The sequence below is a fragment of the Bradyrhizobium genomosp. I (2014) genome (genome assembly GCF_000261685.1).
GTDB lineage: Bacteria > Pseudomonadota > Alphaproteobacteria > Rhizobiales > Xanthobacteraceae > Bradyrhizobium.
On record NZ_AJQE01000369.1, the window covers coordinates 1 to 13,458 of the forward strand.

12 protein-coding genes and 1 pseudogene are annotated in these 13,458 nt (G+C 65.9%); 7 read left to right on the forward strand and 6 right to left on the reverse strand.

Annotated features, from left to right (window positions below):
• The 6 genes from IC50_RS32555 to IC50_RS32580 form a co-directional block, all read right to left on the reverse strand.
• A partial coding sequence (locus IC50_RS32555; RefSeq protein WP_035715116.1) for a PfkB family carbohydrate kinase occupies window positions 1-731 on the reverse strand: 731 nt, incomplete at its 3' end.
• Entirely contained in the window at window positions 728-1,801 is a 1,074-nt protein-coding gene (locus IC50_RS32560) for an ABC transporter ATP-binding protein (RefSeq protein ID WP_035715119.1), read from the reverse strand. The genes IC50_RS32560 and IC50_RS32555, both read right to left, overlap by 4 nt.
• A 6-nt stretch (window positions 1,802-1,807) precedes the next feature.
• Complete coding sequence (locus IC50_RS32565) at window positions 1,808-2,812, reverse strand: zinc-dependent alcohol dehydrogenase family protein (RefSeq protein ID WP_035715122.1); 1,005 nt, start codon at window positions 2,810-2,812, stop codon at window positions 1,808-1,810.
• 7 nt (window positions 2,813-2,819) lie between these two features.
• On the reverse strand, window positions 2,820-3,647 hold the full coding sequence (locus tag IC50_RS32570; RefSeq protein ID WP_035715125.1) for a carbohydrate ABC transporter permease: 828 nt from the start codon (window positions 3,645-3,647) through the stop codon (window positions 2,820-2,822).
• A 4-nt stretch (window positions 3,648-3,651) separates the two neighbouring features.
• Window positions 3,652-4,539: a carbohydrate ABC transporter permease gene (locus IC50_RS32575; RefSeq protein ID WP_035715128.1), complete on the reverse strand. Its 888-nt coding sequence runs from the start codon at window positions 4,537-4,539 to the stop codon at window positions 3,652-3,654.
• A 61-nt stretch (window positions 4,540-4,600) separates the two neighbouring features.
• Window positions 4,601-5,902 (reverse strand): ABC transporter substrate-binding protein, encoded by a 1,302-nt coding sequence (locus IC50_RS32580; RefSeq protein WP_035715131.1) that lies wholly within the window; start codon window positions 5,900-5,902, stop codon window positions 4,601-4,603.
• A 184-nt stretch (window positions 5,903-6,086) separates the two neighbouring features.
• Between IC50_RS32580 and IC50_RS32585 the strand changes: the two genes are divergently transcribed.
• The 7 genes and pseudogenes from IC50_RS32585 to IC50_RS32615 all read left to right on the forward strand — a co-directional run.
• The gene (locus IC50_RS32585; protein WP_035715134.1) at window positions 6,087-7,127 is read left to right on the forward strand and encodes a LacI family DNA-binding transcriptional regulator; all 1,041 of its coding nucleotides are present in this window, start codon (window positions 6,087-6,089) and stop codon (window positions 7,125-7,127) included.
• Between the two features lie 8 nt (window positions 7,128-7,135).
• Complete coding sequence (locus IC50_RS32590; RefSeq protein WP_035715136.1) at window positions 7,136-7,870, forward strand: SDR family NAD(P)-dependent oxidoreductase; 735 nt, start codon at window positions 7,136-7,138, stop codon at window positions 7,868-7,870.
• A 351-nt stretch (window positions 7,871-8,221) separates the two neighbouring features.
• Entirely contained in the window at window positions 8,222-8,929 is a 708-nt protein-coding gene (locus IC50_RS32595) for an AfsR/SARP family transcriptional regulator (RefSeq protein WP_081492569.1), read from the forward strand.
• Window positions 8,930-9,345: 416 nt separating this feature from the next.
• Window positions 9,346-11,559, forward strand: coding sequence for a hypothetical protein (locus IC50_RS32600; RefSeq protein ID WP_157461164.1), 2,214 nt, complete (start codon window positions 9,346-9,348; stop codon window positions 11,557-11,559).
• Window positions 11,556-12,815 carry a hypothetical protein gene (locus tag IC50_RS32605; protein WP_050991166.1) on the forward strand — a complete coding sequence of 420 codons (1,260 nt, stop codon included), beginning with the start codon at window positions 11,556-11,558 and terminating at the stop codon, window positions 12,813-12,815. The genes IC50_RS32600 and IC50_RS32605 overlap by 4 nt, the downstream gene beginning before the upstream one ends.
• The gene (locus tag IC50_RS32610; protein WP_157461166.1) at window positions 12,769-13,275 is read left to right on the forward strand and encodes a hypothetical protein; all 507 of its coding nucleotides are present in this window, start codon (window positions 12,769-12,771) and stop codon (window positions 13,273-13,275) included. Before IC50_RS32605 ends, IC50_RS32610 begins: the two co-directional genes overlap by 47 nt.
• Window positions 13,276-13,277: 2 nt before the next feature.
• Window positions 13,278-13,458, forward strand: a pseudogene (locus IC50_RS32615) (hypothetical protein); the annotation flags it as partial.

A 13,458-nucleotide genomic window follows, 5' to 3' on the forward strand; every position in this document is an offset into this window, starting at 1 on the left:
TTCTCGTACCAGCTCACGCCGCCTTCGCCGCGCGTGACCGCGATCACCCGGCAACCGAAGCGCGCGAGCGCTGCGAGAGATTTGTCATCGGCTGACCCGGCAAAGGACGCCAGTGCGGGCTCGGAGAAGATGGCGTGGTCCGTCAGCGGCAGCAGACGCTCGAACACCTCGGCATCCGCCATGTCGCCGTCGAGCACTGTCGCAATGCCGCGCGCCCGCGCCTCCCGGAACAGCGTCGCGGCACCCTCGACCCAGCGCGGATCGGCCAGCACCGAGGATGCCCGAGCAACGGATTCGAGCGGAAGCCAGTCTGCGGCTTCCGGATAAAGGCCGCGGAAGTTCACGATCTGCCGCTCGCCGGAGCCGTCGACGATGATACCGGAGACGGACGAACGGCCATCGGAAAATAGCCGGAAATTCTCGACATCGACGCCTTCGGAAACGAATGCCGACCTCATCTCATGGCCGGCGGCATCGTTCCCTGCCCGCCCCCAGAACGCGACGGACGCGCCGAGCCTTGCGACCGCGACACTCGCATTGGCGGCCATGCCGCCACCAAGCGTGCCGTAGCCGGTCCCCTTTATCTTCTCGCTGCGGCCCGCGAACAGACGCTCGACGCGCCAGACCTGGTCGAGCGCTGCCAGTCCGAGGCAGATCACGTGCACGGGAGCGGCCCCGGACACGACGTCGTCCAGCGCCGAGAGATCGCCGATGTTCGCCGATGCACTCATCGCAAAACCTGCCCGTTGCCGGCATCGAACAAATGCGTCTTGCCGGGCTGCGGACGCAGATTGATGCGCTCGCCGACCTTCGGCCGCAGCGACGGATCGACCCGCGCTATGGCGGAGGCACCGGCGAGATCGAAATGGATCAGCGTATCCGAGCCGAGCGGTTCGACCAGCCTGATGTCGATGGCAAGACCATCGACGGCATCGGCCGCGACGGCAAAATGCTCCGGGCGAATGCCGAGCACGGCATTGCCCGCCTGGCGCAGACGTCCCGCGGTCTCACCGTCGAGCGGCACCGCCGCGCCACCTTGCGAGAGAATCGCACGCTCGTCACGCCATTCGACCGGGAAGAAATTCATCGCGGGCGAGCCGATGAAGCCGGCGACGAACTGGTTGGCAGGCCGCTCGTAGACCGTCTCAGGCGTGTCGTATTGCTGGATCGTGCCGCTCTGGAGCACCACGATGCGGTCGGCCATGGTCATGGCCTCGATCTGGTCATGGGTTACGAAGACCATGGTGGTCTTGAGCTCCTGCGACAGCGCCTTGATCTCGGCGCGCACCTGCCCGCGCAGTTTTGCGTCGAGATTGGACAGCGGCTCGTCGAACAGGAACGCCTTGGGATTGCGCACGATGGCCCGGCCCATCGCGACGCGCTGGCGCTGGCCCCCGGAGAGCTCCTTCGGCTTGCGGTCGAGATAGGGCTCGATGTGCAGAAGCGCCGCGGCGCGTCTCACGCGCGCGTCGATTTCGGCCTTCGCCAGGCCCCGCAGCTCCAGCGCAAACGACATGTTGTCGTATACCTTCATGTGCGGATAGAGGGCGTAGTCCTGGAACACCATGGCGATGTCGCGTTGCGCGGCCTGCACCCCGTTGACGCGCTTGTCCCCGATGTAGAGGTCTCCGGACGAGATCGGCTCAAGACCTGCGATGATGCGCAGCAAGGTCGACTTGCCGCAGCCGGACGGGCCGACGAAAACGACGAACTCATGGTCCGCGATCTCCAGGTTGAGATCGGGGATCACGGTGAAATTGCCATAGCGCTTGACGAGATTGCGGATCGAGATCGAGGCCATGATCGCTCAGTCCAGCGCCAGCACGGGCTTGATCAGCTCGCCCTTGGCGAAACGGGCGAAATTCTCGGGCAGCGCCGAGAGACCGAACTCGCCGTCAACGAGAACGCGGTATTCGTCCTTGTACTTGCGCAGCAGCTCGACATTCGGCTCGAAATCCGAGACCGGGAAGTAGAAGGTTCGGATCATGTAGAAATCCTTGCGGCGGAACACTTTGCCTTCCTCGATGGTCCAGGGCGCGGCATTTTCGCCGACCAACACCAGCGCGCCGCGCGGCAGGACCAGCTCGATGCCGAGGTTGCGCGCCGCGTGCGCGCCCGAGCATTCCATGATCAAGGCAAAGCGCTTCGAAGTATCGCCTACGGGATACGCCTTCGCGCCGAAGGATTGCGCGATTCCGAGCCGCGCGGCGTTGGGATCGGCGACGCAGATGTCATCGTAGCCGAGGGCGCGGAGAGCCAGCACGACGCCGAGGCCGACCGGCCCTGCCCCCATCACGAGCACCGGTCCGGCCTCGCTCGGTGGCATCACGCGGCCGACGAAGCGTACCGCGTGGCCCGATGTGCCGATAGTGTCGAGCAGCAGCGGCGCGAGGCTGTCCTCGATGTCGTCGGGCACCGGAAGCAGGCAGTTTTCCGGCACCAGCACATATTCGGCATAACCGCCCGGCCTGTTCCAGCCGATCAGGCTGGAGACTTCGAGGCACATCTGAGTGTCGCCGCGCTTGCAGGCCGCGCAGTGGTCGCAGTGCAACGGTATGTAGACGGCACAACGGCGACCATGGAGGCGGTGACCGGGCTGCTCGACGACGCCAAAAATCTCATGGCCGGCGGTGAACTCGGCGCCCTTGTGCCAGAGCTTGAAGTCCGAGCCGCACAACGCGGTGCGCGAGACGCGCACCAGCACCTCGCCGGTGCCGACGTCCGGCATCGCCACGCGCTCGATGGTGATGCGGTCGTTGCCGTGGAAGACCGCAGCCTGCATGATCGAATTGGGACGGGGTGACGAATTCATCAGATAGCTAACCTTTCACCGCACCGAGCGTCAGTCCGGACACCAGCCAGCGCTGCACGAGAGCTGCCAGCACCAGCGGCGGCAATGCGATCAGCGTCGCCGCAGCCATGAGAGCGCCCCATTGCGTCGAGCCTTCGCCGATGAAGTTGAAGGCCGCTGCGATCAGCGTCTTGGTGTCGCCATTGGAGAGCACCAGCGCAAACAGGAAGTAGTTCCACGAGAAGACGAAAGCGAGGATCGCCGAGACGGCAACGCCTGATGCCACCAGCGGCAGCGCAATGCGCCAGAGAATGCGCGTGACGCTGCAGCCATCGACCTGCGCCGCCTCGAACACGCTGCGCGGGATGCCGTCGAAGGACGGCAGCAGGACCCAGATCACGATCGGCAGCGTGATCACGGCGTGGCTGAGGATCAGCGCGGTGTAGGAGCCGATCATGCCGACCTGCCGGAACATGACGTACCACGGCAGCAGGAACAGCGTGCCGGGCGCCATGCGCGCGGCGAGCGTCAGGATGGCCGGCCAGGAAATGCGCGTCCAGGAGACGGCGAAGGCCGCAGGAATCCCGAACATCAGCCCGAGCGCGGTCGAGCCGACCGTGACGATGAGGCTGTTGAGCGCGTAGCTCAGGAACGGCGTGGTCCTGGTCAGTTCGACGTAGTTGTCGAGCGTCGGCGAGAAGATCAGCGTCGGCGGATAGGCGGTGACTTCGAAAGACGGCTTGAACGAGGACAGCACCATCCAGACCGTCGGCGCCATGATGAGCACGCCGGCGAGCACAAGCTGCGCGGTGTTGAGCCAGCGTATCCAGCGATCGGTGGTGGCGGCATCGGTCATGACTTCACCACGCCACTGCGCCGCGCAGGCGGTTGAAGGCGAGCACGGCGCCGAACACGATCGCCGTCAGCGTCAGCATGAGGGCGCTGGCATAGCCGATGTTGAAGAACTCGAAGCCGACGCGGAAGCCGTAGATGTTGAGCGTGTTCGAGGCGTTGCCGGGACCGCCCTGGGTGGTGATGTAGATGATGTCGAAGAAGCGCAGGAGATCGACGCTGCGCAGGATTGCGGCAGTGACGATGGTCGGCAGCAGCAGCGGCAGCGTGATGCGCCGGAAGGTCCTGAACGGGGACGCACCATCGATCTGCGCGGCCTCATAGACGCTTGGCGGAAGAGACTGGAGGCCGCCCAGCACGATCAAGGCAACGTAAGGCGTCCACTGCCAGCTGTCGATCAGCGCCACGGTCGGAATGACCAGGGACGGCGAGGCCAGCCAGTCCGACGGCGGCAGGCCGAACGATTGCAGGATGTAGTTGGCGGCGCCGAGCGACGGATCGAGGATCACGAGCCACATCATGCCCGCCACCACCGGCGGCATCATGAAGGGCGAGATGAACAACGAGCGCACGATGCCCGGCAGCCGCTTGGCATGGAACAGCACCAGCGCCAGCCAGACGCCGAAGACGAGTTGCAGCACGAGAGACAGCACATAGAGCGCGATCGTGACCCATAGCCCGTGCCAGAACTCGTAGTCGGACACCAGCTTCGAATAGTTGGCAAGGCCCGCAAACGACTGCTTGCCGGTCGAGGAGAAATTCTGGAAACCGAGCCAGATCGTATAGACGACCGGAAACGCGATCATCGCGACCGTGAAGATCACGGCCGGCGCCGAAAGCGCCGCCATCTCCAGCTTCTGCCGGTCCTGCGTGAGTGTCGCAGCCGTGTCAGACATGCGTTCGTATCCTCGATCGAGTTGGGTGCCGGCGGGCAGCGAGCCAGCCGGCACCGGGCGGTTAGTTCAGCGCGATCAGCGCATCCAGCGCCTTGTCGGCATCCGCGCAAGCCTGATCGACGGTCTTCTGCTTCAGGATCAGATCCTGCACCGCCTGCCCGATGAACTCGCGCGATTGCGGATTGGCGACGATGGGATAGCCGACTTCGGACGAGCCCTTGGTGGCGAGCACGTCGAGCGCAGCCTGCCACTCCTTGCGCACCGGTTCCTCCTCGATCCACTTGCGATATTCAGGATCGTTCGCGACGGACGGACGCGGCGGCGCAATGCCCTGGAGTGCCATTTTCTTCTGCACCTCGGGGCTGGTCGCCCACTGCACGAAGTACCAGGCCGCACCCGGCTGCTTGCTGTGCGAGGACACCGCCATGCCCCACCCGATTGTCGTCGGCACCTGGCCGGCCGCGCCCGCCGGGAACGGCAGCAGGCCGGGGTCCTTGAGGCGCGCGCCGCCTTCCATCACCGTGCGCAGTTCGTTCGAGGATTCGAACGCCATCGCGGCGCGGCCGCTGCGGTAGAGCGCGGAAATCTGCTGGAAGCTGTAGTTGACCACGCCGGGCGGCCCGAAATCGCGCAGCAGCCGGCTATAGGTGTCGAGCGCCTCCTTGCCCTTCGCCGAGCAGAGCTTGGACTTGCCGCCGGCCATATACGTGCCGCCGATATTGTGCAGCATGTTGCTGAAGGTGTAGGCGACCGCAGGCTTGAGACCGCGCGAGACGAACGGCGTCACCGCGCTGTCGCAGGTCTTGATCTTTTCGGCGGCCGCTTCGACGTCCTTGATCGTCTTCGGTGCATCGAGGCCGCACTTCCTGAAGATGTCGGTACGGTAATAGAAGATCGGCCCTTCGAGATTCATGGGCATGCTGGTCAACTTGCCGCCGAAGGTCGCGGCCTTCAGCAAGGCCTGACTCAGCCCGGCCGGGTCGTACTCCTTGGCGACTTCATCCTTGGCCATCGCCGTGAGGTCGGCGTACCAGCCGGCTGCGGCGAACTGCTCGCCCTCGCGCGAGGGCAGCGTCATGAACACGTCGACCTCGTCGCTGTTCGCGTTCATGACGGTGACCAGACGCTGGCGCATCTGCTGTTCCTGATAACCGTCGACCTTCAGGGTCATGCCGGTCAACTTCTCGAAGTCGGCCTTGTAGGTCAGCAGCGCCTGCGAGACCGGATTGTTGTTGGCAAGAAAGGTGACGGTCTTGCCCTTGAACTTCATCCAGTCGAAATCGGCGGCACCCGCCTGCCCACTGACGGCGGCAATCACGAGAACCGGCAACGCGACATGCGTCGCGAGCATCCTGGCCTTCATCGAACTCTCCTCCCCGGCTGGCTGCCTTAAGTCGGCAGGCCAATTTTGAACGTGTTCTGAAAACGGTTACAATCTAGCCCTCACATTCGCGGTGTCAAGCGATGGACACGTGCTGCGATCTACGGCAGATTTACTTCGTTTTCGCCACTTCACGGCTCGCCACGCAGGATGTAACGTTACATTCATGAGACTGACCAACGCCAAATCTGTGAAACAGGGCATCCGCGCCGTAGCAGCGCGCGCCGGCGTGTCGACGGCCTCGGTATCGCGCGCCCTCAACAATCCGGATGCGGTCAGCCCTTCCCTGCGCGCGCGGATCGAACAGGCCATCGAGGCGCTCGGCTACATCCCGCATGCGCCGGCGCGCATCCTCTCGTCGCGTCGCTCGCGTACCCTCGGCGCTATCGTGCCGACGATCGACAACACGATGTTTGCGCGCGGCATTGCCTCGCTGCAGCAATATCTGTCCTCGGTTGGATACATGCTGTTCCTGACCACGAGCGGCTATGACCTCGATATCGAGCTGCAACAGGCACGAAACCTGATCAGCCGCGGCGTCGACGGTCTCGTGCTGCGCGGCGACTGCCACCACGAAGGACTGCGCAAGCTGCTTGCGGACAATGCGGTGCCGTTCATCAATGTCGGCATCTACCAGCCCGATCGGCCCTACCCCTGCGTCGGCACCGACAACGAAGCCGCCGCCCATCGCGCGGCCGCGCACGTCATCGAGCTCGGCCACCGCCGCATCGGGATCGTCTCGGCGCTCCAGCGCAACAACGACCGCGCCAGCGCCCGCGTCGCCGGCTTTCGCCGCGCGCTGAGCGAAAACGGCATCGAGCTGCCTCCGCAATGGCATGTCGAGGTGCCCTATACGCTCGACGATGCGCGCGAGGCGGCGCGCTATCTCCTGAACCTGAAGGACCGGCCGTCCGCCGTGGTGTGCGGCAACGACGTCATCGCCTATGGCGTGCTGCTCGAGGCGGAGCGTGACGGGTTTTCCGTGCCGCGCGATCTGTCGGTCGTCGGCTTCGACGACCTCGACTGGAGCCGCCATTTGCGGCCGAGCCTGACCACGATCCACGTTCCGACCGGAGAGACCTGGCAGCGCGCCGGCGAATATCTGGTGCGCAGCCTCGCCGGCGAGCAGACCATCATGCATCGCGAGATCGACTTCTCGCTGGTGGTCCGCGAGTCGACGGCCCCGCCTCCGAAATTCCTGAAGTGAGACCTTCGATGACTTCCAATTTTTCGCTCGCACCCGACTTCCATGCCGTCGTGATCGGCGGCGCCGGCGACATTGGCGCCGCGATCAGCAACCAGTTTTGCGATCTCGGCGCGACGGTCACCGCAACCGGCGCCAACGAGGCCGATCTTGCCCGCACCCTGCTCAGACCGCGCGACGGCCTCACGCTGGCGACGCTCGACGTCGCCGATGATGCCGCCGTCACGTCCTTCGCCGGAGAGCACAAGCGCGTCGACGCGCTGGTCAATTGCGCCGGCATTCTGGCGCGCGACAAGGAATTCGAGATCGAGACCTTCATGAAGGTGCTCGACGTCAACCTCACCGGCACGTTCCGGACCTGCATGGCGTTCCGCCCGCAGCTGGCGGAGACCAGGGGCTCGATCGTCAACATCGCCTCGATGAACGCCACGCTGGCGCTGCCGCGAATTCCCGCCTATTGCGCCAGCAAGGGCGGCGTCGTGATGCTGACCAAGGCACTCGCCTTGAAATGGGCCGAGGAAGGCATTCGCGTCAATGCCGTCGCACCCGGCTATATCGAAACCGCGATCAACGCCGCCGGCCGCACCGACCGCGCGCATTATCAGCGCATCGCCGACCGCACCGCGTTCAAGCGCTGGGGACAGCCCGAGGACATTGCCGGCGCCGTTGCTTTCCTCTGCATGCCGGCGTCGCGATACGCGACCGGAACTGTTGTCGCCGTGGACGGCGGGTTTCTTGCAGGGTGAGATCGTGGCGCGACGCGGCTCAAGAATGAACTAGTTCATACTATCGGGGCAGAGAATACCGTTACGGTACGAACTGGTCGGGAGATCAAGCATCTGCGCCAGGCGACTGTCCGGGTCACGCACCGTTGAACTGTAAAACGCTACTAAATCTGTCGCTAAGTCACGGTCTCGAGCTCCAACCCGATTTGTTGCCGACGATGGGCGGCGGGCGTACAGTTCGACGCCGGTTGTCGGACTAGTGCCGAGAATTGAAGGGACCGGCCGAATACGAACGGCTCAATCGGAAGATTTTACCCGGCCGGCCCGAGCTCGGTCGAACCATTCATAGTCTCGCGACCAGGAAGGCTCTTCATGACGGGGGGCATCGCAGAGAGGATCGTGGAGCGCAAGGTTGCCATTCTCGGGCGGCTTGGCGTCTATCCGATGGTTCGCCTCTCGCTCCCGGCGCGCAGGCTTCTCGCCTACCTCGCACTGCAGGGCCGGCCGGTCTCGCGGACCGCGGCCGCCGGCAATCTCTGGCTCGACCTCCCCGAAGACGCGGGCCGGGCAAACCTCCGCCGTGCGCTGTGGCACGTTCCGCGCGGCTGGATCGAGGCCGTGGGCGACGAGCTGGCGCTGTCGGCGGACGTCGATTTCGCGCGCGCGCAGGCCATTGCGGCCCACGCGCTCAGGGGCGAAGCGCTGACCTACGAAGACATCGTGTTGCTCTCGAACGACGTTCTGCCCGGCTGGCATGAGGAGTGGCTGCTCGCCGGGCAGGAAGCGTTCCGTCTGCTACGGGTGGAGGCGCTCGAAGCAGCCTGCCGGATGATGACGACGTCCGGCGATCTCGCACTGGCGGCACAGGCCGGGATGGCCGCGCTCGCCGCCGAGCCGCTGCGCGAGTCGGCGGCCGAAGCGCTGATCAATGCCTATCTCGCCCAGCGCAATCGCTACCAGGCGGTCCAGTGCTATCGCTCGCTGGCAAAGCGCCTTGCCTGCGAGCTGGGCGTGGCCCCGGATGAGGCGCTGGCGAAACGCGTGGCGAGCATTTGTCCCGCCTCGCGCACGGCGCATTAGCTCCCCCTCCCCTTTGTTTCATACTTTTCCGGTGGCTGCAGGGCTGGCCTTCTTCCTCCTGCCGATGATGCCGCGACGCTGCGTGGACGCCTCGGAAACACCGGCGCGGCGCCGCCGGCCACGGCTGCGGCACGCAGTGCGCCCGCGAACAAGACGGCAAGGCAACGGCGGCGCACACAGCGGCGGACGGCGGTCATGCTCAATTGCGCCGGAAACGTTCTGGAGGCCGGAGTAGCGCGATGCTGAACCAACAAGAAACATTCCACCTCTTCGCCCCGCAGGAAAATCCGTTCGCTGAAGCCTTCGCCGAAACCGGCAACGGCGCGGCGATCGGCTTCGCGCCGTGGAGCGAGAATCTCACGCCGTTCGCGGCGACGCTCGATGGCGGCGCAAGCCAGTCGGAGACCGACCGCCTGGTGGCCGAAGTCTATGCCGAGCTTCGCGACGAGTCGTTCGACGAAGCGCTTGCATTTCTCGCCGAGGAAACCGAGCAGGCCCTCGACGAGCGGTTCGTCGGCGAGACGCCGGCGTCGGCGCAGGAGCGCGAACGCTATGCCGACGCGCACCTGGCCCCGGTGCGCTTCGAGGCGCAACAGTATCTGCAGGCGCTGGAAGCGGGCATGGCCGGCCTGGACGTCGGCTCCCTCTCGGAGCAGCAGCTCGACGAGGTGCTGGAGAGGTTCGATCCGTCGACCGGAGAACTGACGCCGGCCGGCGAAGAGTTCATCGGCAAGCTCATCAAGAAAGCCAAGGGCGTCGTCAAGACCGTTGCCAACGTGGCGAAAAGCGTCGGCAAGGTCGCGGGCTCGCTGCTCGGGCCGGTTCTGAACCGGCTGCGCGGCCTGATCAATCCTCTGCTCCGGCGCGTCCTGTCCTTCGCCATCGGCCGGCTGCCGGCGCCTCTGCAGCCGCACGCACGCGCGCTCGCCGCCCGATTCACGTCCGAGGCTTCGGAGGAGAGCATCGACGAAGCCCAGGTCTCACCGGCGAACCTGACCGACATGGAGTCGCTCGCCGAATCCTTCGACGCGGCCATCGCCGAGACAATGGCGGGGGATGTGGCAGCCGAGTTCGAAGGCGAAGCGTTCGGCGCGACGGATGAGAGCGAGATCGAGACCCGGGAACTCGAGGTGCTCGCAGAGGCGCGCGGCGCACTGATCGAACGGCTGCGCGACGCCGACGAGGACGAAGATCTCGCGCCGGCGATCGAACAGTTCGTTCCCGCGCTGCTCGGCGCGCTGCGTCTCGGAATCAACCTCGTCGGCCGGCCGAAGGTGGTTGGCTTCCTCGCCAATTATCTCGGGCAGTTGATCGGCAAATGGGTGGGACCGCAGCTCAGAGGGCCGCTGTCGAACGCCATCGTGGATACCGGCCTGAAGCTGATCTCGCTCGAGGCGGAGGATCGGGCACAGCTCGAGCGGAGCGATGAGGTGGCGCCGGTCGCGCTTGCAAGCGTCGTCGAGGATACGGTCCGGCAGTTCGCCGAGAACGAAGACTACGTGTTCGAGGACGAAGAGCTGACCCAGCTCGCGACCGCAGAAGCGTTCAGCCAGGCCGTTGCAACGCATTTCCCGCCTCGCTTTGTTCGCGCATCGCTGCAGCAGGCCCCCTCGCTCGGCGGGACCTTCGTGAGCCGGCGCCCGCGCAGCCTCCGGCCCTATCGCAAGTACAACCGCACGCCCGATATCCAGGTGACGTCGCAGATTGCGGACACGCTGCCCACCTTCGGCGGATCGACGGTCGGCGCGGTGATGCGCGCGGCGGGCGCAAAGTTTCCGATCCGCGCGCGCATGCACATCTATCAGTCCGCCCCCGGCACCACGCTGCAGCGCATGGTACGCATCGACCGGCCGGCCGCAGGCGCGGGCCGCGGCTACATCAACACCGCCAACGTCCACCCGCTGACGCCGGCGGCGGCCGGCGTTCTGCTGCGCGAGCCGAAGCTCGGCGTGCAGGTGCCCGCCGCGTACCTGCGCTCGCGACAGCGGATCGCCGCGGGCCAGCGCTTCTACATTCTGGAGCCGGTCGGCGCCGGCGCGCCGCCGGCTTTGCCCGTGGGCCCGGCGGGACAGGCCGCGGCCAGGCGCCTGCGCGCAAGCCGTGCCTGGACATCGGTGAATCTGCGCCAGGCGCGCATCACCGTCGGCATCTATCTGTCGGAGGCTGAGACGCAGAAAATCGTCGCGGCAATCCGCAAAGGCCAGGGAAGCCTCCCGCTGCTGCAGGCGCTCACCAGGACCTACCAGGATATGGAGCGACTCTCCGCCGGCGGCCAGGCTCCTCTCCGGATGTTGCGCGAGGACGGTGAGGACGGTGAGGCTTTCGAGGACTTCGCCGCCCACAGGGGCAAGCTGCTGCCGCCCGCCCTGACCGCGCAGTTGCGCCAGCGCCTGCGCGCCTGGGTGATGCCGGCATTGACGAAATGGACACGGGCCAATGCGGAAGCGTTCGTGCGCGCGGCCGGACATCCCGATGCCGGCGTAACCGTTCGCATCCGCCTCACCGCGGTCCCGGGGCTCGACGCGATCGGCAAGATGCTGCGCGGCGGCGCGGCGGCGCCGTCCGGCGCCTCGTTGCGCGGCACGCCGAGCATCGCCATTTCCGTTACACCTGGACGAGGCGGCAAGTGACGCGCGACATCGACCAGCATCTCGTCACCTCGGACCTGCAGCGGCAGGTCGCTCACTGGCTGGCCGCCGCGCGCACGTTCCGCGATGCCGAGGAGTTTGCCTCGATCGAGGCATGGAAGTCGGTCGAACGCGACACCGGTGCGCCGCTGCGCCAGCAGATCAACGCGGTCGTCGAGGAACTCATCGCGCTCGGTGAAGCGACGCAGCGCGTCGTTGCCGAGGCGCAGAGGAATCCGGCACGCATTCCGGCCGCCTCGACCAGCGTCCAGCGTTTCCGCAATCGCTACGTCCAGGTCGACACCACGCTGGACTTCCTCGGAGATGCCGTGAACTCGCGAACGAGCGCACCTCTGCGCGAGGCGCTCACGACGCTCGATCGGCTTGCGGTCTCGAGCATGCAGGGCGTGCTCGAGCTGGCAAGGAAGCCGGTGCCAAGAGTGCTCGTCTACCAGGACAAGGGAACCGGCGCATCGATCCTGCGCGCGGGCGTCCGCCTCTGGGCGCCCGGGGCCATCATGCCGGTCGCTGCCATCAAGATCGTGCGCCACAATCTCTATCGCCCCACCTCGCTCTTCCACGAGACCGGCCATCAGGTCGCTCACCTCACCGGCTGGATGCCCTCCGTGCGCGCGGCCATAGCGCGCGCGCTGAAGGACGATGAGAAACTTCAGGCCATGTGGACGCCCTGGGCCTCCGAGATCGGCGCCGACGTCTTTGCCTTTCTTCACACCGGCTATGCCTCGACGGCGGCGCTCTACGACGTCGTCGGCAACGCCGACACGATCCTGCAATGGCCGGTGGGCGACCCGCACCCGATCGGATGGCTTCGCACAATCCTCGGCTGCGCAATGTCGCGCCTCTGCTTCGGCGACAAGGGCCCGTGGAATGCCCTGCAGCGGGCCATGGAGGCGCATTATCCGGTCTCCCTCGCCGAAGAGACGCTGCGACCCCTGCTCGTCCGCTCGAAGGCGGCGATGCCGAGAATCGCAGACGCGTGTCTCTCGGCCCCCGTGCCGGGGCTCGGCGGCCGGCCGATGACCGACGTGCTCGATCCGAAACGCGTCTCGCCGCGGGCGCTTGCCGAGCTCGAACACACCGCCGGCGCAGCGCTCTGGACGTCGCCGGCGTGGCGACAACGTGAGGGAATACGGATCGTCGCACTCGCCGGCCTGCGCGAGGCCGAATGTCCGGAGACGGCGCCGATGTGGATTGAACGCGCTCGCCGCTGGTTCGCCAACCAAGCCGAAGCGGCATGAACAGAGAAAGGAATGCGACATGTCCAGGAAGCCTTCACCATCGGCGGGATCCGTGTCCGCGATCGGGGTTGCAGAACGTCAGTCGGGCGGCCACTCGCAAAACCGGGAGATCGATCTCCTCAAGCGGACCATCGACGAACTGCAGCAGCGCGAAGCGAAGCGCGAGCAGGAGATGTGCCACCTGAACGAGGCGTTGAGCCGCTTGTCGCAGATGAGCGCGATCGAATGCATCCTGACCAACGGGATCGAGGAGATGTCCACCAGGCTCGCACCGCTGGCGGAGATCGGACCTCATCGCGTTCCGATCACGGATGGCGACGTGAACGCGCGTCTTGCAAGCATGATCGCATCCACGGCGCGGCCGCGCTGGGCCGGAGCGTCGGCCGTACCGATTGACACTCGTCCCGTCCCGTTCATCGGCGAAGTCGTTCCAGGCCCACGCGACAACGAAGGGTATTAGTCATGATCCAGCAGCTCATTGACCGCATGATGGCGCCGCCGTCCAACATGTCGCGCGACGCGGCCGCCGCAATCGTGCTCACCTGCGACCCGTTCGATCTGTTGCTCCACATGGAACAGGTCTGGAACGCATTTCGCGTCTGGGGACCGCCACCGAATCCGCAGCCGGCCAGCGACGCCCGCC